At 62.1% G+C, this 21,965-nt stretch carries 14 protein-coding genes and 1 tRNA gene; 1 reads left to right on the top strand and 14 read right to left on the bottom strand.

Features of this window, described 5'->3' with window-relative positions:
* Nucleotides 1-199 precede the first annotated feature (199 nt).
* The 14 genes from htpG to ACBR42_RS00725 form a co-directional block, all read right to left on the bottom strand.
* A complete protein-coding gene (htpG, locus tag ACBR42_RS00790; RefSeq protein ID WP_110546897.1) occupies nucleotides 200-2,083 on the bottom strand; it encodes a molecular chaperone HtpG in 1,884 nt (627 codons plus the stop codon).
* A gap of 96 nt (nucleotides 2,084-2,179) precedes the next feature.
* Nucleotides 2,180-2,818, bottom strand: a complete 639-nt coding sequence (locus ACBR42_RS00785) for an NUDIX hydrolase (protein ID WP_132305644.1) — start codon at nucleotides 2,816-2,818, stop codon at nucleotides 2,180-2,182.
* On the bottom strand, nucleotides 2,815-3,270 hold the full coding sequence (locus ACBR42_RS00780; RefSeq protein ID WP_371207060.1) for a cupin domain-containing protein: 456 nt from the start codon (nucleotides 3,268-3,270) through the stop codon (nucleotides 2,815-2,817). The genes ACBR42_RS00785 and ACBR42_RS00780 overlap by 4 nt, the downstream gene beginning before the upstream one ends.
* 82 nt (nucleotides 3,271-3,352) lie before the next feature.
* Nucleotides 3,353-4,006 carry a hypothetical protein gene (locus tag ACBR42_RS00775; protein ID WP_371207059.1) on the bottom strand — a complete coding sequence of 218 codons (654 nt, stop codon included), beginning with the start codon at nucleotides 4,004-4,006 and terminating at the stop codon, nucleotides 3,353-3,355.
* A 262-nt stretch (nucleotides 4,007-4,268) separates the two neighbouring features.
* Nucleotides 4,269-4,739, bottom strand: coding sequence for a cellulose biosynthesis protein BcsD (bcsD, locus tag ACBR42_RS00770; protein ID WP_102324647.1), 471 nt, complete (start codon nucleotides 4,737-4,739; stop codon nucleotides 4,269-4,271).
* Between the two features lie 203 nt (nucleotides 4,740-4,942).
* The gene (gene bcsA, locus ACBR42_RS00765; RefSeq protein ID WP_371207058.1) at nucleotides 4,943-9,538 is read right to left on the bottom strand and encodes a UDP-forming cellulose synthase catalytic subunit; all 4,596 of its coding nucleotides are present in this window, start codon (nucleotides 9,536-9,538) and stop codon (nucleotides 4,943-4,945) included.
* 256 nt (nucleotides 9,539-9,794) lie between these two features.
* Nucleotides 9,795-10,952, bottom strand: coding sequence for a hypothetical protein (locus ACBR42_RS00760; protein WP_371207057.1), 1,158 nt, complete (start codon nucleotides 10,950-10,952; stop codon nucleotides 9,795-9,797).
* Complete coding sequence (locus ACBR42_RS00755; protein ID WP_371207056.1) at nucleotides 10,949-12,055, bottom strand: glycosyl hydrolase family 8; 1,107 nt, start codon at nucleotides 12,053-12,055, stop codon at nucleotides 10,949-10,951. Before ACBR42_RS00755 ends, ACBR42_RS00760 begins: the two co-directional genes overlap by 4 nt.
* 109 nt (nucleotides 12,056-12,164) lie before the next feature.
* Nucleotides 12,165-13,853 (bottom strand): SGNH/GDSL hydrolase family protein, encoded by a 1,689-nt coding sequence (locus ACBR42_RS00750; RefSeq protein ID WP_371207055.1) that lies wholly within the window; start codon nucleotides 13,851-13,853, stop codon nucleotides 12,165-12,167.
* A gap of 34 nt (nucleotides 13,854-13,887) precedes the next feature.
* Nucleotides 13,888-17,709: a cellulose synthase subunit BcsC-related outer membrane protein gene (locus ACBR42_RS00745; RefSeq protein WP_371207054.1), complete on the bottom strand. Its 3,822-nt coding sequence runs from the start codon at nucleotides 17,707-17,709 to the stop codon at nucleotides 13,888-13,890.
* Between the two features lie 70 nt (nucleotides 17,710-17,779).
* On the bottom strand, nucleotides 17,780-18,940 hold the full coding sequence (locus ACBR42_RS00740) for an acyltransferase family protein (RefSeq protein ID WP_371207053.1): 1,161 nt from the start codon (nucleotides 18,938-18,940) through the stop codon (nucleotides 17,780-17,782).
* A gap of 63 nt (nucleotides 18,941-19,003) precedes the next feature.
* Nucleotides 19,004-19,675, bottom strand: coding sequence for an SGNH/GDSL hydrolase family protein (locus ACBR42_RS00735; RefSeq protein ID WP_110546905.1), 672 nt, complete (start codon nucleotides 19,673-19,675; stop codon nucleotides 19,004-19,006).
* 638 nt (nucleotides 19,676-20,313) lie between these two features.
* A tRNA-Glu gene (locus ACBR42_RS00730) sits at nucleotides 20,314-20,389 on the bottom strand.
* Nucleotides 20,390-20,467: 78 nt separating this feature from the next.
* Entirely contained in the window at nucleotides 20,468-20,815 is a 348-nt protein-coding gene (locus tag ACBR42_RS00725) for a hypothetical protein (protein WP_110546906.1), read from the bottom strand.
* 48 nt (nucleotides 20,816-20,863) lie between these two features.
* Between ACBR42_RS00725 and ACBR42_RS00720 the strand changes: the two genes are divergently transcribed.
* On the top strand, nucleotides 20,864-21,835 hold the full coding sequence (locus tag ACBR42_RS00720; RefSeq protein ID WP_132305623.1) for an RluA family pseudouridine synthase: 972 nt from the start codon (nucleotides 20,864-20,866) through the stop codon (nucleotides 21,833-21,835).
* Nucleotides 21,836-21,965: the final 130 nt, after the last annotated feature.

The following is a 21,965-nucleotide window of genomic DNA, read 5'->3' as shown; positions in this document are numbered from 1 at the left end:
GGCAGCTTCATCCCGTCAGACCACGCGAAACCATCGCTGCGAAACCGGTCGTATCATACAGCCAGTTCATGGATGGTTCCATATATGCGGGCGCAGTGCCGGCGGCGGAAGGGGCGCCACCTGCATCGGGCAAAAAATATCCCGCCATGCAGCCTGCATGGCGGGATGAAACAACGCGAAAAGAATGAAGCCGGAAGGCTCAGCCCTGCGGGCCGTCGGTCAGCGGCAGACGCGTGAGGATGGTGGTCAGCCGCTGGGCAAAGCCGGTCGGGTCCTTCGGGCTTTCGCCATCCTGGATGCGGGCCATATCCATCAGCACAAGGGCGATATCCTGCACCGGGTCGCCGTTCTTCACCCGTGCCGCCAGATCAAGGACAAGCGGATGCGCGGGATTGACCTGCAGCACGGGGGCCGTGTCTGGCACCTGCTGGCCACTGCGCTTCATCAGCCGGATCATCTGCAGGTCGGGACCGGATTCGGGAGCCGCCAGCACCACGGCGCTGTTGACCAGACGGTTGGTGCCCTTCACATCAGATACCGCATCGCCCAGCGCTTCCTTCAGCGCGGGAATGACGACTTCCAGCGCATCCTTTTCAGCCTGCGTTTCTTCCGGTGCGCCAAACTTTTCCAGATCGGTATGGAACTGGCTGATATTGCGCAGCGGGGTGTCCTTGTACACGCCCAGACGATCGGGCCAGAAGGAATCCACCGGATCGGACAGCAGCAGAACCTCGATCCCACGCGCGCGGAAACCTTCAAGCTGCGGCGAGGAGGACAGCATCTCCGTGCGGTCGCCCGTCAGGTAGTAAATGGCTTCCTGCTCGGGCTTCCTGCGCTCAAGGTAGGCATCGAGCGTAGTCCAGCCTTCCTGCGTGCTGGAACGGAAGCGCGCGATGGTGGCCAGGTCGGTACGGTGTTCCGCATCGTCCCAGATACCTTCCTTGAAGGTGGGGCCGAAATTGTCCCAGAACTTCTCAAAATCCGCTTCGTCCTTCGCACGGGTCCTGAGTTCGGAAATCACGCGGTTGGTAACGGCCTTGCGGATGCGGGCCAGCACCGGCGTCGCCTGCAGCATCTCACGCGAGACGTTCAGCGGCAGGTCTTCGGTATCGACCACACCGGTCACGAAACGCAGCCATGGCGGCAGCAGCCCCGCATCGTCCGTAATGAACATGCGGCGGACGTGCAGGCGGATCTGGCTTTCACGCACCGGTTCGGCAAACTCGAACGGCTTGCTGCCGGGAATGAACAGAAGGGCCGAGAATTCCAGCGTGCCTTCGGCATGCCAGTGCAGGGTCGCCCACGGCGTATCGAAATTGTGGCTGACGTGACGGTAGAATTCGTTGAGCTGTTCCTCGTCGATCTCACCGCGCGGCTTGCGCCACAGGGCCGTCCCCTTGTTGGCGGATGTTTCCTCGCCTTCCTTGACGATGGTGATCGGCCACGAGATGTGATCGGCCCATTTGCGCACGATCGTCTCAAGCTGCCATGAATCGAGGAAGTCGTTCGCATCGTCCTTGATATGCAGGATGATGTCCGTGCCCGCCCTGTCGCGCGTGGCGGGGCTTATGGTGTAATTGCCCTTGCCGGTGGAGGACCAGCGCCATGCTTCGTCACTTCCGGCGCGGCGCGAGATCACATCCACCCGGTCCGCCACCATGAAGGCCGCGTAGAAGCCGACACCGAACTGCCCGATCAGGTTGGGCTTGTCCTCGGGCTTCGCGTTGGCCAGTTCCTCGCCAAAGGCGCGGGTGCCGGAGCGGGCGATGGTGCCAAGGTTGCGGGCAAGCTCATCCTTGCCCATGCCCGCGCCATCATCGCTGATGGTCAGCAGGCGGGCATCCTTGTCCGGGTTGATGCGGATCTTCGCATCATCGGGCAGCGCGCGCGCGCCATCGGTCAGGGCTTCGAAACGGCGCTTGTCCGTCGCATCCGCCGCGTTGGCAACCAGTTCACGCAGGAAGATTTCACGTTCGGAATAAAGGGCATGCACCACAAGGTCGAGAAGGCGTCCGACCTCGGCGCTGAATTCATGCTGTTCGCCCGTGGTTTCGGACGGGCTTGCTGTGGTCTGATCGGTCATTGGCTGTCCTGTTGTTTATAAATGGGCTGTTAAATTACAATTTGTATTGGATATGGAAATGTTTGCAGCGTTTTCAATGGGTGATCCTGCCGTGCCCTAGTCAAAATCCACGGGCAGGTCCGCATTGCGGGCATGCGCGAACAGACGCGCGATCTGCCGGGGCAATACCCGCCCCAGTGACAGGTCAGCGGGGATTTCATCCGCGCCGAACCACCCGATTTCAGATGTTTCGATACTGGTGCGGGCCGCACCGCCCGTCAGTTCACAGATGAAGCACAGCGTGTAGCACGAAAACGGTGCCGGCGGGTGCCCCTGCCGGTCGCGGTCCCATACGGCGGCAAGCCGGGTTACGCGCACGTCGTAACCGCTTTCCTCGCGCACTTCCTTTACGGCGTTTTCAACCGGCGTCAGGTTCACATCGGCCCAGCCGCCGGGCAGGGTCCACCGGTCGTGATCCAGAACTTCACGCACCAGCAGCACACGCTGGCGGTCATCGAATACGGCGGCGCGCACCACCACCTTCGGCGTGGCGTAACCGTGCTGGCTGCTGAACAGGTCCAGCACACGCTTCATGTCGGCAGCACCGCCTGCGGCCATCATGTCCGCCGCGATCTGCATTATGCTTTCATAGCGTTCCCGGTCGAAGGGGCTTTCGGCATAGGTCAGGCCACTCTGGGCCAGTGCCTGAAGGTCACGCGCCCAGACCAGCCATTGCGGGGTCAGTTGCATGTTCATGCGCCCTCTCCTTCCGGCGACCATCCGGGTGGGGCCAGTTCGAAACTGCTGAACAGGAACGCAGGCGCGACCTGACAGGCCACAAGGCTCCACGCCCCCTGCGATGATGCCGCCTGCCACATGCCTGCGGGCACCACGGCCTGAAGCGCCTGCTGGCTGCCCGGAAGCGGGCCAAGGATGGTGCGCGTAACCGGCATTCCCTCCGCCGCCATTTCCAGAACCAGCGGACTGCCCCCCTGCCAGCACCAGATTTCCGCCGCATCGACACGGTGCCAGTGCGACCGCTCCCCTGCTGCAAGCAGGAACTGGATGGTCGAGACAGCGCCCCGGCCACCATGGACTGGCGTATCGCGCCATATCTCGCGGTAGCTGCCACCTTCGGGGTGCGGTTGCAGGTCCAGCATCCGCCTTACCTCGTGTGCGGGTACGGCTGGATCTCGCAGGTCGATCATGATTGCGTCCTTGCTCCGGTCTTCATCCACACATCGGCGTAGCCCCGTTGACAGGACACGGCAATGCCCGCCCGGTATCCGCTCAGCGTGTGGGCGGGGGCTGTGGGGCCGGCGTAAAATCGAGCGTCTGGCTGGTATAGGTTTCCACAACCTCGCTGAACGGCAGGCCGTGGGCGTCGCGCAGCACGGCGCGCTGGCGCAGGATGATGGCGGGGGGCACGATCATCGCGCCCACTGCTACCGGGGGCTTTTCATCTGACGGCGACCACAGCCGGACGAATTCCAGCCGCTCCCGGGAAAAATGCAGCGGGGCGACCACATGGCCGAAAGGCATGTCGGTCTGGTCAAGCGCGTCATTCATCTGCGCCGTCAGCCGGTCGGGCACGTACCAGTTATCGGCAACCGACAGGACATGCGCGCCACATACCAGTTGCACCTGCCGGTGCCGGATGGCCTGCGTGGCGGTGACGGCCAGATCGGTCCGTACCCGCTCGGGCACGGTTTCGGGACTGTTTCCGGCTACCTTGTGTGCGACCACCACGGGCCTGTCGGCCATGCGATGGGTGGCGCACCACTCCTCAAGCGCACGCGTCGCGCTGGGATGGGTGAGGAGGGTGATTTCCAGTTCCTGAATGGCCGCCAGCATACGGGCACGCCCAGACGGCGTATCGGGCCAGCCCGAGGCTGCTGCCGGTGCGGTACCAGCCCATACCATTCCCGTCGCTGCTGCGGCCATGGCCAGAAATCCGCCTTTGCGCATCGTGCAACCCCATGATGGCTCCTGCATGGGCAGCGGCGACCATGCCCGCATATCCCGCCTGTTCCAGACGGAAGGTTACCGGCATGCGCCACAAGGGCCACCCGCAACATCATACCCTGATGAGCGCAGCCATGACCGGACGGCAGCAGCCCCTGCCCTTCCGGCCTGCGCACGCCAGCACCCTTCCCCCTGCCGGAGGAGTGGCAGGAGGGAACGCATGTGTCAGTTCGCCGGTAGCTTACAGCGCGTTGCTGCGCACGCGCATGTAAAGGATGATGGTCTGGCGGGGCACGGAATCCAGATCTTCCGCTTCCAGATCACGCACCACCACGTAATCACCGAACGCACCCGGCTGCGACGTGATCCAGCGGCCATACAGCCCTTCCAGCACCGGTGCCAGCCAGGTTCCCGGCGGTTCGCCCGCGCTGCCGACCTGCGGCAGGTCTTCATGCACGATACGCAGGGTCTTTTCCTCGCTCAGCAGTTCGAGCGAGACATAGCCCCAGCCCAGCATGGACAGCAGGGCGTTCAGTTCGATCTGAAGCGTATCAAGCGTATTGCACAGCGGCGGCGCCAGACGGCCCGCCATGCCACGACCGACCTCGCGCAGAAGTTCGTTCCTGACCTCGATCCCCGCCTGATCGTCGATTTCCCAGGACAGCGCCTGAAGGAACAGGGAAAAATCCGGTTGTTTCTTGAAAGTTGTCATTACTGGTCCATAACAAGATAGTGGTTCGAAATCATGGCACTCCCCCGCGGTCGTGCTGTCGTCGCGCTGATTACGCTGCCACCATGCCGCACCGGGGCTGCGGATAAAACAGCAATAATCTACTCTGCCACCGAATAGGCCCCGCGGCTAGGCCGTCCATGCGCCCCGCGCGCCGCTGGCGCACGGGACACGGAGCGGCCCGGTCAGTCGCGATAGGTCCGGCGCTGGTCCTGCAGTTCCTTGTATCGACGGGTGGCGTGGCGGACGAGCGCACGTGTCATGACCGCCGTCAGCAGCACGCAGGCAAACAGGCCCAGCACCAGCACGCGCGAGGGATGGTTGTGCATATACCAGTCCGGCCACATCCACAGCGGCAGCGACCCCACCGTATAGAGCGGCGAACTGCGATAGGTGGACAGCGTATCGCCATGCACCAGCAGCAGGTCGCCCTGTATCTGCGGCTGGTCCTTACGCGATTCCAGCACCTGGATCAGGTTGTTCAGTCCCTGTCCATCGGCTGAAAGCAGGGCCAGGACCGTGCGCCCGGCCATGAGCGGCGACTGGGACTCCATCATCGCGCCGACCCCGCCGGTCAGGTCGCTTTCCATTTCCGTCGTCCCATGTCCCTGCAGCGCGGCCAGCGGACTGCGGAACGCATTCCATATACCACCCAGCGGCGTGCGGATGGACATGTGCAGGCGGCCATCGGAAATCTGGTAAGCCGAATTGGCCAGCAGCGGCGAGATGTCCCCGCTTTCACCCAGCGTGCTCAGGACGATCAGGTTCCGGTCCGCAACATCGCTGACATGGTCGGCGGTCACGATCTCAACACCCGCAACCGGATACCATGACGATGCGCCCATGAACCCCATCAGGTCCATGAACACGCTGATCGTGCTGGCGGAAGGATGATCGGGCAGCACGACGGCAGTACGGGACAGGTCGGCATAGGTCGTGAACGGGTACCCCGCACTGGCCAGATAGGCCAGGTTGGGCATGGTGGTGATATGGAAGGCGTTTGAAAAATTGATCGTGGAATCAGGATCAACCGACAGATGAAGCACGTTCAGCCCGGCCCGGCATACCGCGCTCGACATGGGCATGGCGTCGAAATAGAAATGAAGCTGGTTCTTGCCATAGATCAGCCATGGCGGCAGCGAGACGATATGGCTCTCCACCCCCGATGCCGCGTGCAGGCCCAGATGTTCCAGCACGTTCTTGATGGCATTGCTGTCATCACGCAGGGAATAGGAGCGGACATAGACATCGTTCACCCCCACATCCAGATGCGACCGGGACACGTCCACAATCGGCCCGTCGGGGGAGCGGAAACGCACATCCATCTTGTACGGACGGTCATGCCAGGTGTACAGATCCGGCGGCACGCGGAACGGCACGCTCATGATACCGGGTGTATAGCCCACCCCCTGCAGCACGCCGGGCGGCACCAGTTCACCCAGCTTGACCGGCCGGTTGGTCGGAATGAAGGCGGGCGCGTCGTTAGGCCTGCTCGGCGCCAGATCGATGGGGGCAATGTCCGCACGCGGCGCGTTGGGCAGCGTGGCGGAACCGAAGCCAAGTCCCTTGCTGGCCGTAATCACCTCATCACGGTCGCGGCCCGTCACCACCAGAACCGTGCCATTGGCGTCGGACGGATTGGCAAGCTCCAGCACGGTCGGCCCGTTGACCTGCAGATGCCCCAGCGCCGCGGGCAGTTCCGCAACCACGCCCACCGCAACCGCATTGCCCCGCTGCGGTATGGTGGAGAAGACGGGAAAGGTCACGCCACGGAAATCGGTCTGTTTGCCGAACCATGAGGCGACGATGCTGCTCGCGGTCAGGATTTCAGAATCGTAGCTGGCCGCCAGCACCATGGGAATGGTCGCCTGCTGGTCCACTGCCTTGTCGAAAAACGGCTGCGGCAGGCGGGAAAGCTGCCTGCGCGGCGGCAGGGGAATGGTCGTGACCTGCAACTGCGAATTTTGGGAAATGGTTGCCCACATCAGCTTGTCGGTCGGGTCGGCACAGCCCTGCGTGCCTGCGGCGAAATTGAAATTCAGCCGGTTCCCGTTCACGAAGAAGATCGGGTTCACATCGAACGCAATCGGCCCGAATGCCGGCTGCGAAGGGGTGGGACGCAGCGTGCCGACATACTGTTCGTTCAGCGTGATGGTGACGGCGCTGGTCTCGGGCCGCAGGCTGGGTGACATCGCCCCGGAAACGATCAGCCGCGCGGAGGTGACAAGCCGGTCGGCGGGCACACCGAATTCCAGACCCTGCAACGGCGAGTTGCTGCGCATGGTCAGGGCGCGCGGTGCGCCAAGCTGTTCCAGCGTATAGGTGTGGGTGGTGGCCATCTGCTCCCCCGCCCCAGTGGCGTTCTCACCACTATCCACTGCGGCTTCCGCAGCGGCGGCGTCGGTATCGGCATCGCTCGCCGGGACCGGCGCTGGCGTGGATACGGGTGCGGACGCGGGTGAGGGTGAGGGGGAGGAAGCCGCCTGCGCCGATGCCGCCCATGACAGGCATGCCAGCAGCGGCAGTATTTTCAGGCTGCGCGTGCCGGACAGCAGACCGGTCTTGCGCCTGCGCTGGGCGCCATCCGTCCCGGCCGTTCCTTCATCCGTTAACACATTTTCCTCACTGAGACTGGGATAGCTGGCCTCTGCCCCCGCATTGCGCCGCCGCCTGGGGAAATAGAACAGACCTTTGATGTTGATAAGGATTTCCATCACGCTGCGCAGGGGTTGATCATATCTGTAATCGTTCCAGTCCATCCACGCATCTGCACGACCGAACACGATGCGGACGATACTGGCTTCTTCCGGAATGGAGCCTATATCCCATTGCAGGACGCATTTGCCATTGCTGCTACGGATCACACGCGCCCTGAGATGCGCCTGCTCCCCTTCGATGCCGACGCGGACATCGACCTGCTGCGGTGCCGTGACCGGGTGGGGCCAGTTCATGCTGACCGACGCCCCCCCCATGGACAGGTCCTCGGTCATGCCATTCATCGTGACGCCATCCTCGCCCATGATGCTGACCGGCAGTTCCGCGCGGATACGATGGCTATACCGCTTCTGCTGCGTTTCCCGGCCCACGGCAATGGCGGCAAGGATAATCAGCAGGCTGATCGCGGCCCACAGGGAATTGAGCAGATAACCACGCCGGGCGATGAAATCGACATGCTCGAAAAACAGCCCGTAGATTCCCCGCGACAGGCCGATCAGCATCACGATGCCCAGAATGATATTGGGATAGACCGCGCGCAGGTCGAAATACCCGCTTTCCAGCACGCCGCCCTTGTTCGTGACATTGAAGCGGGCGCGTCTGGGACGCAGCAGGGTCGCGATCGTCACGCGCACCAGAAACAGCGCCATGGTGGTTTCGTACACCTCGCTCCAGAACGAATACCGCCAGCCCTTGTTGATGCGCGACGCCGTGGCAATCGCGTGCAGCATATGCGGAACAGCGTAGGCCAGCACCGCCAGCGGCGAAGCGGTAATGATATTCTGGCCAAAAAACAGGAAGGCCAGTGGCGAGGTCAGGAACACCACCCGCGGCACCGCGAACAGGAAGGAGATCATGGCCGACAGGTAACAGAGCCGCTGCCCCCAGTTCAGCCCCGGCCCCAGCAGGGGATTGTCGATACGGAAAATCTGCAGCATGCCGCGTGCCCAGCGGACGCGCTGGCCGATATGCGTGATCAGCCGTTCCGTCGCCAGCCCGCCTGCCAGCGGTATGCGCAGATAGGCGGTGGACCATCCCTGACGCTGCATGCGCAGGGCGGTATGCGCATCCTCGGTCACGGTCTGGGTGGCGAAGCCGCCTATGCCCTCGATCGCCTCACGACGCAGGATGGCGCATGAGCCGCAGAAAAAGGTCGCATCCCAGAAGTCATTGCCATCCTGCACCACGCCATAGAACAGGTTGCTTTCCGGCGGGGTACGGAAACCGGTCGCCAGATTGCGCTGGAAGGGATCGGGGGAATAGAAATGATGCGGGGTCTGCATCAGCGCGATCTTGGGGTCCCCGATCATCCAGCCCATGGTTAACTGAAGGAAGGCGCGGGTGGGAATATGGTCGCTGTCCAGCGTCAGGATGAACTCGCCCGATGTCCGTTTGAGCGCGTAGTTGAAATTACCGGCCTTGGCATGTTCATTTACGGGGCGCGCGATGTAGGCCACCCCGCACTCTTCGGCAAACCGGGCGAATTCTTCCCGCTTTCCATCATCCAGGACATAGACGTTCAGCTTGTCACGCGGCCAGTCGATGCCCAGCGCGCCAAGTATGGTCAGGCGGACAATGCTCAGATCCTCGTTATAGGTGGGGATGTAGACATCGACCGTGGGCCAGTCCCTGGCATTGTCGGGCAGGGGAATGGGCGCGCGGCCCAGCGGGTAGATGGTCTGGAAATAGGTCAGGAAGAGCATCACCAGCGCATACAGTTCCGCCGTAAGCAGGAACGTGCCCAGTCCGATCTCGATCCAGGTGTCGAAATAAAGCGTATCGGTCAGACGCCATGTGAGATAGCGCAGGGATACGGCAGCCGACAGGACTTCCAGAAAGACCTGGACATGCCGGGTCTTTTTTCTGCCAACCACGAAAAAGACGGCCATGTAGACAAAGGCCACGACCAGTTGCTGGTTGGGCGTCAGCGTGACCGTACTGGCCGCGAACAGGGCGCACAGGGCGATAGCAACCGTAATTCCAATTCCCGGACGGGATGCGAGGAACAGTTCTAACCGGCGCGACCATGCCGATTCGGCCCGTGTTGGCGACTCAACCTCTGACATAAATCCACTCGTCCGAAATAAACTGCAAAAACAGAAAACTGCATTCAAAAACTGTCAGACAGTCATTACGCCTGCCGCCAGCATGCACAACGGCACTCCAGCCGCCTGAAAACCGGCGGGCGGTCTGGACGGAAAAGGCTCAGATCGTGCGAAACGGCGGGGATAATGCCCCGCCTGTCCCGGTCGTCATATCGTCACATGGTTTCAGGGAAGCCATAGCGGACTGGCCCTGAAACCACGCGCGATACGTTCCTTTTCAGGATTCTTCTTCTTCCCGGCGGCGCAGCAGGGCGTCGCGCAGGGTGGATTTGGGGGTCAGGCGTTCGGTCGCGCGGCCACCAAGGATCATGAACATTTCGCTCATGGTCGGCGAACCATCAGCCGACGGAGTGGAGACGGTTTCGCTGTTGGGGTTCGAATTCGACTTGGTCATGCTCTTCACCTTGGAATGTTGGGGACGGGAAACGCGCACGGGAACGGAGCTGAACAGCCTGCGTTCATCCGGTGGGCGGTTGAGGGAGAAAACAAGGCTACGGCTTGCAGGGCGCGGGCGTTCCCCGCGCTGGTGCCGCGCCTTGGGAACGGGCATCCAGTCCTCCTCCCCGGTTTCCTCCGGGAAGGATAGCGGAAGCTCCAGCGCATGTTTTTGTGGCGACGACATCGGTTCCTTATAGGGTGGTAGGGCACGGGGCCAGCGATCCACTTTGGCGTTCCGGCGCGCGGGCTGCAATGCCGGTGTGGGGGCAGGCTCCTCCACCGGTGGGGCGGGAGCGGGCTCATGCGCTTCCACCGGCGGCGATTCGATTGCGGGAAGCGGCGGAGCCTGCGTTTCGTGTGGTTCCGGTTCTGACAACGCAGGCGGCTCAGGCGCCACGGCAGCTTCCGGCGGGGGGAGCGCGGGTTCTTCCACCGCGGGTGGCGGCGGCGGCGCTTCATGCGCTACGGCAGGCGCGGGCGGGTGGCCGTCGTGCGCGGGCTCGGACGGCACATCGGTGCCGATGGCAGGCAGGGCATGATCCCGGTGTTCGGGCGTCTCTTCCGCCGTTACGTCTTCCGGCCCGTCTTCGCCTTCATCGTGTTCTTCTGGCTCTTCTGGCTCTTCTGGCTCTTCTGGCTCTTCTGGCCCGTCGCGCATTTCCGGTTCTTCAGCCGGTTCGTTTTCACCCGGTTCGCTGTCACCCTGCCAGTCGTAAGGGTCCTCGGTCTCGGCGGGGCCGTCTTCTTCGTGGGTGGAAGGCGGGGCGATCGCAGGGGGACCATCCGGGGGCTGAAAGGCGGGGTCGCTAAAGGGACGGTAAACGAATCCCTGCTCGACACCGAAGCTCTGCAGGACACGTTCTATATCCTGCGGACGCTCCCCTGCCGGGGCCTGGCCATTGCCTTCAACCCTGTCTTCCGACCCTGAACCGCTCACTTCGCTTGCTCCTCTGCTCGCGCGATATAAACCAGAAGCGTCAATGCCGCGGAATAATAATCCGGCGAATGGTCCAGTGTCGGCAATTCCGCGACGGAAGCAAGCCCCGTGCACTGCGCCACCGCCAGATATCCCGGTGGAGCATTATAAGGCGAGCGCGCACCCGTCGTCAGGTCCACCCATGCAGGCAGCCCGTCCGCGCCAAAATGATTCCAGAACCGGGCATAATCCGCCTGCAGGCGTGGCGTCAGCATGTGGGCCCAGTACAGATACAGGGGCACACGGATCGCATCATAGGAAAAACGCGGCGGCCATCCCTTCGCGATGGAGAAAACCTGCGTATGCCGGTCCATGGCGACCCAGTCCGCAGGCAGCCGCCACTGACCGAACCGGGCCTGCAGGATGATGCGCATGCCATCATGCATGATCGTGCGCCACGCCCGGTCGGCCGTCAGTTCCATGGCCTGCAGCAGCGCAGGCATGATGTAATAGGACAGGTTGAGTGTCACCACATCCGGCGTGACAAAACCCGTCGCCCCCGGCAGCAGGACCCGATACCCCCCGACCTGCAGGGTCATGTGTTTCAGGACATCGCGATAGATCGCAATCGCATCATGCACCAGATCGGTGCGTCCCCATCGCACCCCCGCGCGCCCAAGGGCCAGTGCGATCAGCAGGTCGCCGTCGGTGGCGTTGTTGGTGTCGGGCACGGCGGGATCATGGTCGGGCAGGAACCGCCATGAAAACAGTTTGTCCTTCGTATGCTGCAAGGTGGTGCGCGCCCAGTTCCACATGACCTCGAACGACTGGAGATCACCGGCGGCAACGGCAAAAAGCATGCCGTAGCCCTGCCCCTCGCTATGGGACTGGCCATTATTGCCGGTATCGACAATGCGGCCGTCAGGACGGAAATATTGCGCACGGAAGATGGCCCATTGCGCCGCGATGGCATCCGGTCCCGGCGGGGCGACAGGGGAAGCCGCACGGGCGCACGACATCCCGCCCCCGATTGCCGCAAGGGCCGCCAGCATGGTGCGGCGGCCCATCGCCGGGCGCGGAGGGAGCGGTGCGCCGCTGTCAGATGTCATGGAATTCGCGCGCATCAGATAATCATGCATCCTGTGGAGTTATCAGGTTTTCCTATCCGAAATCCATCAAACTGCAACCGCAGCCAGTCCCTGCGTACCTTCGCCCGCGCGGCAGCACGTCGGTTCAAGGCGCTTCCAGCAGCAGGCGTCCGATCCGGTCCCAGACCATGCTGGCCAGAATGGCGTGCCCCATCTGGGAAGGATGCGTATCATCAGCCAGCCAGTTGGTATGGTTTTCGACGTTGTAGAGCGGCTGGTCAGGCGCGAAGGGATCGATCTCGATATCAGGGGCAAGCGTTCCGTCGTGGATCGCGGCTTTCAGTGCCGCACGCGGCGCGCCGCCGGTACTGGTCTCATCAATCAGGGCTACGGTGAAACCGGCCTTTTTAAGCCGCCTGATGATTTCCGCGATGTTCCGCACGGTTTCATCTGCCGGGATATGGCTGGAAGGCAGGTGGTCATTATAACCACCGAACACGACGGCCACCTTCGGGCCGACACCCCGGCCTACCGTTTCCGCCGCGGGAACCATGCCCAGCATCTGCCGCGTGTTCGCACCCGATACCGCCAGATCATAGCTCTGGTAACGTCCGTACTGCTGCATGAGGTATGGCCAGTTCCGGCCATCGGACAGGCCATACCCCTCCGAACGGCTGTCACCGATCGTGACAAGGGCCGGGCGAAGCTGGGGCATGTAGTTTCCGGCTGCCGCTGCCGCTGCATGGAACAACCGCCGCTGCGCGGGATCAGGTGCATGGTCGGCAATAACCAGACCGCTCCACTGTCCCGTATTGCGCCCCTGCGAAAACCACGGACCGCCATCCATGTTGAACCCGACATACCCCCCGGCCAGTCCGCCCGCCGCCACGCTGCCGGACAGGCTGGCGGCTGCATTGCCGGAATGGAGGCCATAGCCCGCAGGTGTCGCATACACGTCGAACGCGGCGGGCGCGTTGGTAATGACCAGATCCGTCCGGCGGTCCGGGCTGGCTGCATCACCTATATGGGCGAACCCGTCCAGACTGTAACTGCCGAAAAAGACCCTGAACGTCCGCCCCCGCCCGGCACTGCCCAGCAGGACCGGCACGGGATAGGCCGCATATCCGGAATTGGAGGAAGCATAGGTGCCCACACTTCCAAAAAAGAAGTCATTCGCCGGAACCTTCACCCCCGCCGGGATGACAAATCCCCCCGGCCCGTTCTCTTCCCCCCATGAAAGGGTCTCGTTCCCCGCGATACGGACCTCACCGATATGGACCACGTGCCGTCCTTCGGTCGCCAGCAGGTGATGGCCATGCCCGCTCTGGTCATATACCCGCAGGACCGTGGCGAACGTGCCTGCGTCACGCCCGGCCAGACGTGTTCGCAACGTGTCCTGATCCAGCATGCCGCCGGGCAGGATCGCAAGCGTGGTCACGACCCGCCTGCCCCCCTGCACCGTTTCCACATCGACCGCAGGCCCGACATAGCCGGAAACCATCTGCACCGCGCCCCCCGCAAACACCACATGACCGGCCAGCGCATCCGCCGGACGCGCGACCACCATCGGTTCCCACCGCGCGCTTCCCGCCGTTACCGATGCCGCCTGCCAGACCTGTCCGCCCGCCTGCCAGATATCGCCCGTGGCGTAACCCTTCGTGGTGTCATCATGTAGTCCCGGCGCGCGGTCCATACCGCCGGATCGGCTATCAGGCGCAGGAATGCACACGCCGCTTCCCCCCGGCGCATCCGCGCATGACGCCGCATGGCCGGGCAGCGCATGGCCCGTGATCCCAAGGGTCAGTAAGGCAAGGCAGAGAGATTTCTTTTTCATGGCCTGCGATCCCGGTTGCGCCGCATCTCTCCGCTCAGTCCTCTTCCGCCGACAGGCGGGAAGAGGACGCAGCCTGCGTTTTGTCAGGCGCATCAAATACGTAATGAAACATCAGCATCCCGCTGGTTTCCGACCAGCTTCCCGCGCGCGTGAAACCGCCATTCAGCCCCAGCCGGAACTGCGGCGTAAGCTGGTAGACCAGTTGCCCCGACACGTTGCCCGCAACCCCGCTTGCGCCACCCCCTGCCAGTCGGCCACTGCCCTGCGACAGCGTGGCCTGAAGCTGCGGGTCGCGCGGATAGACCGGGGAACTGCCGCTATGGTAATTCTGGTATCCTGCCTCTCCACGCAGGAACCAGTTCCAGCGGCCCTGACGCCCGGACCATGTAACCGGCACCATCGCGCCGTAATAGGAGCTGGGGGAAAAGTATCCCCCCTGCCCCATCGTGAAGAAATAGGTGTTACGCCTGTACCCGAAATAGATCAGGTCCAGCCCCACGCGCAGGGCCTGCCGGTCGTTGTGATTCCACACGATCACATTGCCACCGGCGCCGGCCTCGCCTTCCGTATTGCCAACGACATTGGTGCCTTCCACATAGGCGCCGCCGCCGCCGGCATACAGGGTCCAAAACGGACGGGCGTATTCTATCGCCCCATGACCGAATACACGCGTCACCCCGCCCCATGTCCTGCCGGTACCGGGATCGGTCATGCCGGCATAGGACAGGATGCTATCGGTCACCATGCGGCGGCCGCCACTGATGTGCAGCCGCAGGTTACGCGTAAGCGAGGGCGCGAACTCGACACCACCCAGAACGTTGGTAATGGGGAAGCCCAGCGGTGATGTGCCCACATCGCCCGTAAACCAGCGGTTGGTGTAACTGACACCCAGACTGACACCCTGCGCGTCGTAATGGTTCTTCAGCGTGCCGCCATTGACCCCGACCGTCCCGAACATGTTCATGCCATAGGATGTCGGCTGGGGCCTGCCGGTGAACAGGAATGTCGGCGTAAGGGAAAATGTCAGCCGGTGCGCCCATGACGAGAGCGGGAAGGTGGCCGTGACCGGCACGGCCAGTTCCGTCATCTGCCCTTCCCCGCTGGCCCCGGTGCGGCCCCGGACATAGATGTTCGAATCAATCTGCGGGGCAAGCGTTTCGCGCAGGTAGGCGATCTGCCGGTCGGTCGCCTGTATGGCCGTATCATCGAACATGATCTGATAGCCCGCAGGCAGCGGGACGACACCCGGCCCGTTACGCTCGATGTGCATTTGTGGCCAGACATAGTCCGGCACAAAGGTATCGCGCGGTGGGCATTTTTTGGTCAGGCGGCCAGAGCACAGCAGTTCACGCACATGTTCCAGATCCGCAAGCTGGATGCGGGCATGGCCTTCGGCGCGGGCAATGTCCGACCGCGCTTCCCATGTCGGCGCGGCTTCAGGTGCGACATCCATCAGCCGCTTCATGTAGGCATGGGCGGATGCCATGACGTCCGCCCCCACCGAATCATCCACCGCCGCCGTCAGGGCCGACGGATTGTCCGGATGCGCATTCAGCACCGTCACGTCTTCATCCAGCGCGCGGCGCGGTTTGTCTTCCCTTGCATATACGCGCCCCAGCGCCAGATGCGCGGCGGCAGAGGAAGGATTGCCCATCACCAGTGGCAGCATCAGCTTTTCCGCCAGAGCCGTCCGGCCTTTCTGGTCCAGCCGGTCCGACTGCATGATGGTCAGGCCAATCTCGATCTGGTGGCGGACATCGCGCTGCTCTGCGGTGATGATATCGGGACTGTCCGTGGCGATGCGATCGAATTCCGTAAGATACGCCCGCGCATCCCGCAACGAACCGATACGCAATGATGTCCCGGCATAGGACAGTTTCTGGTTCGGCTCGGGATTGAACGTGATTGCGTTCTCGTGCTGCAGCACCCTGCGGGCCGAACGGGGATCGTCACGGTCCATAAAGGCGATGGCGACGATCATGCCCCGCATGCCGTCCGGGTCGGGCGTGTTCGCCAGCGCCATAAGCTGGTCCGTATAATCCGCCACACCGGGGTCAATGGCCCGCACTTCATGCGTCAGGCGCAGTTCACGCCCGGCCCGCACCATGTTGGGGGTCTGGCGCGCAGACGGCGGCAGACGGGCATAAAGTGCTGTTGCCGTGTCAATTTCGCCATGCGCGATCATATACAGGATCGCCACCTCGATATTCACCGCGGGCACCTGCGCCCCGCTGGTAAGCTGCCGGATAAGGGCGGCGGCCTGTTCCGTATCCTCATGGACATACAGCGCATTTGCCAGTTCCAGATGCACCCATGGATCGTCAGGCGTGTACTCCAGAACTTTCTTCAGCAGGGCGATGCGCTGATCCCCGTCAGTCGCGTGGTCTGCTTCGTAATGCAACTGCATGGCGCGCAGGGTGGGGATACGCGCGGGCTGCCTGCTTTCCACCATGCGCATCAGTTCATTCACCTGTTCGCCCTGCCCCTTCCCCTGCTGGAGCAGGACATAGGCAAGGTTATAGGCGGCATCGGCATTATGGGGCGCAAGACGCAGGATTTCCCGATACGCCTGCGCCGCGTCATCCAGCCGCCCCAGCTTGCGGTCCAGTGCCGCCTGCAGGAACAGCGCCATGTCGGCGGCATTCGCATGCCTGCGCAAGCGGTTGATGTCATCCTGCGCTGCGGCATACCGTCCGGCGTCGATGGCCGAGCGGGCATTGGCGATCAGCGGATCGGGCGCCGCGCCGACATAAACTTTCTGCAACGCCGTGCGCCAGTGGCTGTCCGGCGTGGCATCCGCCGCGATCGCCTGCATGAAATAGGCCTTGGCCTCGTCCGGGTGCTGCTGCGCCTGTGCCGCGATCCCCAGCCCGCCAAGGGAATCCGGATCGTTGGGGCTGAGCGTCAGGGCCTGCTGGAACTGGCTGGCAGCTTCGGCGTATTTCTTTTCTGACAGCAGCTTATACCCGGCCATCCGGGCAGTGGCGGCATCAATGCTGGCCTGTGTCAGTTGCGCCTTCTGCATGAGCTTGCGGATTTCCACATCATCGGGATGGCTGGCCAGCCATTCCTGATAGAGCGGGATGCTTGAACCCGTTACCGGCTCCCATGGCAGGGCTTCCCGCCAGGAAGCCAGTGCCCGATGGCGGATATGGGTGGAATCGGCATCGCGCGCCATCCGCTTCAGATCCGCCAACCCCTCCGCACGGCTTGCGATGCGGTAGGTCAGTATGCGGTCATATTCCAGACGTGCATCCATGTCTTCCGGATTACGGGCGACATAGTCACCCAGTTTCGTCCGCGCTTCCTGATAGCCCAGAATGGTGGCCCCGAGTACGCGGTAGTATTCCAGCGCCAGATCGGGCGGTGGATCACCATCCCTGAACAGGGCTTTGTACTTGAACATCGCCGGCATCATCTTGCCGGTTTCAGCCAGATGCCGTGCCTCCGCCAGTGCCCTGGGGTCGATCGCACTGTATTTGATCTGCGCGTTCAGCATATCGGCATAGGACGCGCCATCACGGCGCGCCACCAGTTGCTTCGCCGTTGCGTGGGCAGCAGCCATCTCGCCCGTGCCGATCTGGATGCGCCCCTGAAAATACAGGATACGACTGTCATCAGGGGCGATGCTCTGCGCTTCGCGCACGACCTCAATCGCCTTGTCGTACTGCTGCTGCCCGATCCAGTACTGGGCCTTGCGCAGGAGCAGACCCAATTCGGGATTATCAGGCGATGGAACCGTATTTCCGGCCACAACACCCTGCACCGCGACCGATTGGGAACTGAGCGCAGGACCATCATCCGCACGCGCCATGCCAAAAGGGATGCACAACGTGACACCACATAGCAGCGTCATATTGTACATGCCCTTTGGCATGGACGCGCGGATGCGTCGGGGCACCCCCGCGCCGCGTGGGTCAGGTGCCTTAATGCACACGTGACACGGACGATATGTAGAACAGAATCATCGCCAGCCCCCCACAGGCACCGACCAGCGCCAGCGCGCCGTAATTACGTGCAGTAGGTGTCAGGCGGCCTTCGTAATCAAGGAAAACACGCTCCACAAACACATAACTCAGCAGGCTTGCAATCAGGGCCGCCAGCAGCACGCCCCCCATCACCATGCCATGGACCTGGAACTGCAGCAGGTAATTGGCAACCACGATGGCGGGCCAGTGCCATAGGTACACCGAATAGGAAACAACCCCCAGCGGCGACAGGGGAACCAGCGCCACGCGGGCCACATCGTGCTGCGGGCACATGATGATGGCCATGACCGCCAGACAGGGCACGATAATCATATAGGACGGACAGGCGTACTGCAGCGTGTAGAAAAACATCACGCCCACAAGAAGGGCGATCGCCACGCCACACACGATATTGGACACGGCCCGCCCCGGTTGTGGACGCGGCAGTATCCAGATCATCGCACCAAGGGAGAACTCCCACAGGCGGTCGAGAATATTATAATAACCCTGCGTATCGCCGGTAAAATGGCTGTACAGGTCATATCCCAGCGACAGGACAAAAATACCGATCACCACCATATGCCGCAGCGGCGCCAGCCTGACCGCGAGCGCCACGGCAAGGATGACCAGATAGAACTGCATCTCCAGCGAGAGCGACCAGGTATGCAGGAAGGGGTAGGCAATGCTCTGCCCCTCGAAATACCCGACATGGCCCGATGCCCATATATTGGACAGATAGACCAGCGCATACGCCCCGTTGATGGCGATATCCGCACGGTCGCTTTGCAGTACCCACCACAGCATTCCGGCGGATATGGCGGCAATCATGCACAAAAGTGCGGGCAACAGGCGGTACAGCCGGCGGCAGATGAACCGCATGGGCTGGAACGGCTGCGTCACCAGTGCGGAATGTCCGATGAAATAACCGGAAATGACAATAAAGATGTCGACGCCAATAAAGCCGCCCTGCAGCCACCCGGCATGGAAAAGCATGACGGACAGCACGGCCAGCCCCCGCAGGCCGTCGATATCGCGCCGACGGCTTGTGGGAAAGAACTCGTTCTGAAGTATGCGTCGCCAGGTATTGTGGGCAGCATTGACCGCCTGACTCTGGATCATGATCCGCAATCCATGAAATACACCACCCTTCGGCCCGCGCCCCCTGTCGGGGCAGACACGGGGTTACTGCGCCGAAGCGGGTGATTCCGCCCTGATCTTCTCCAGCATGGGCAGCGTTGTCTGGATGATCGCGTTACCCCAGACCTGATAACTTGCGCCCGTGGCGTGAATACCATCGATGGTGTTGACCGAACCGGGTTTCATGAGCTGCGTGCCGTCAACATAGGCGCAGGGCGAAACCTCGCTTTTCAGCAGTTCCGCCATTTCGGCCGCGCGCTTGTCGGTCTTGCCGTAGCGCGGGCTGTACTGCCCCCATGTGGGACCAATCCAGATGCACGCGGTCTTGCCGATGGTATAGGTCAGGGTCTTGACCTGTTCATCCACCCAGTCCTTCGACACCGTGTTCTGGCCATAGGCTGCCATGGTGTCGCCCAGCACGACCATGATGACATCCGGATGCCATTTTTCCATCAGCGCGGAAATGGGCGGTGGGGAAGCGGGTTTCATGTTGGGGGCGCCGATCGGCGCATCGCCAATGCGCTCGGCCGCGCCACAGCCGTTATTGGGATTGGGCACGACCCAGTCCGCCGCCGTGGATGAGCACACCCCGTATGTCACGACTTTCGCGCCCTGCTTCGTATATTCATCAGGGAGAATGGAGAGCAGGGAATCCTTGAATGTTACATGGCTGTCGCCAATGATCAGAAGCGTGAGACCAGCCAGCAACGCATTCACAATCCATTACTCCACAAGTTTTTTACGAATGTTAAGCGCATAGCAGAAAAAAAAATATCGAACCAGAGCCACAGCCACCGTGCGCGCGATGGCGGCCGCATCGGCCTTTATCAGCCATCTGCGCTTCTATTATTATGATTTTAATCGTTTTTATTTCCATTTTCACGCTGGCGGACCGATACGAAAACCGGACAGAAAGTTAGACTGGCACATCTACGTGCCTGACAAATTCATGAAAAAAACAGGCCCGGCCCCAAAAATAGAGGCCGACAGTCCGGTATTCTTTCTGCCTGTCGCCCCGCGAATATCACAAAAATATATTTTTTAAAAAATTGTCATGAAAAATTATGGAATAAAGTCAGAAAATATCCATCAAACCCCCGGCGAAAACCAGATCGTTTCGATCTGTTGATCACCACATGCCATGATATGTTTTTACAAACCGTAAAGTGCCGCAACAGCAGTCCTGCTTTCCAGAACAGCATTCCGCCGGCACCTGCACGAACTGCATTATATTTACAAAAGCAGACAGAAATCCCGCACAGGACTTCAGATGCGCACAAGTGGGCGCATCCACATGCCACGCCGCTATTGCCCGCATAAGCAGGATGGGCAATATCATTTGCGATATGAAGAATTGGCGTCCCGTACGGGATTCGAACCCGTGTTGTCGCCGTGAGAGGGCGATGTCCTAGGCCTCTAGACGAACGGGACCAGGGCCGAGGCCGCTTCTATGTGATCCCGCATTCCAATGCAAGAGGCAAGAATGCTGCCGCCCCGCTTTTCCGGCTTTCAGCGCCCGATCAGCAGCCGCGCCACAATCCGCCTGCCCGCCGGGTCCCATATGATGATGCGTTCAGCACTTCCTCCACCCGACAGGGCGGCGGCGATCATGCCATCGGGGCGCGTGGTCAGCGATTCAACATGGGTGCCTGCCGGTTCATCCAGCATCAGCGCCTCATATCCCCCCTGCGCTGGCAGCGTCGGCACGGACGCCGAAACCGCCGGACGGGTAGCGGCAATGGACGGATGCATCATCCGGTGCACCAGCACGCCCACCAGCACGAGGGAGCCGACAAACAGCAGAACCCCCATACCGATCACCGCCGCCAGCAGCGCGCGCGATCCCTGTTTTTCCATTATGTGCTTTCCGTTCCCGTATGCCGTTTTTTCCGATAGACACATGCCATGACCGACACCGCCCCCCCTGCCCCCGTCATCGCCACCGCCGATGACGCAGGCCAGCGTACCGACCGCTTCATTGCCAGTGCGGTCACCACGCTGTCACGCTCACGCATCAAGTCCCTTATGGAAAGTGGCCACCTGTTACGCAATGGCAGCCCGCTTCGTGACCCGGCGGAACCCGTGCGCGCGGGCATGTGTTATGAAATTCATCTGCCCCCCGCAATCCCCGCAACACCGCAGGGGCAGGATATCGGTCTGGACGTACTCTATGAAGACCGCGACCTGATCGTACTCGACAAACCGGCGGGCATGGTCGTCCATCCCGCGCCGGGCAACGAGGACGGCACATTGGTCAACGCCCTGCTGGCCCATTGTGGCGAGGGGCTGACCGGAATCGGTGGCGAAAAAAGACCCGGCATCGTCCACCGTCTGGACAAGGATACGTCGGGCGTCATGGTCGCGGCCAAAACGGAAATGGCCCATCAGGCGCTTTCCCTCGCCTTTGCCGAACGCAGGATCGACCGTGCCTATCAGGCCATATGCTGGGGCATTCCCACGCCCGCCAGCGGATCGTTTGACGGTGCGATCGGGCGCGACCGCCGCGACCGCAAACGCATGGCGGTGATCGCCAATGGCGGCGGCAAGGCGGCCCTGACGCATTACCGGATTCTGGACACCTTCCATGGCGGGCTGTCCCATGTGGAATGCAGGCTCGCCACCGGGCGCACGCACCAGATCCGGGTCCATTTCGCCCATGCGGGTCACGCGCTGGTGGGCGATCCTGTCTACCTGCGCCGCATTCCCGCAGCCGCCCGCGGCCTGCCCCCCGATGCGAAGCATGCCGCGCTGGATTTTGCCCGTCAGGCGCTGCATGCCCGCAGGCTGGGATTCATCCATCCGCGCAGCGGCGAACAGATGCTGTTCGAGACCGCGCCCCCCGAAGACTTCCGCCAGCTTCTGGACAGCATCGCCTGACCTGCTGGCATATTTATTGACATAACGGGGAAAAATCCCTACATTCCATGATTGTTTGCCGGGGCCGACGCCCCCAGGCTAACTGGACGTCCTGTATGAAACTGCCCATGACGGGGGTTTGATATGGGGA

The organism is Komagataeibacter sp. SM21 (assembly GCF_041402665.1).
Taxonomy (GTDB): Bacteria; Pseudomonadota; Alphaproteobacteria; order Acetobacterales; family Acetobacteraceae; genus Komagataeibacter; species Komagataeibacter saccharivorans.
This window is presented reverse-complemented; position numbering and strand designations above follow the sequence as displayed.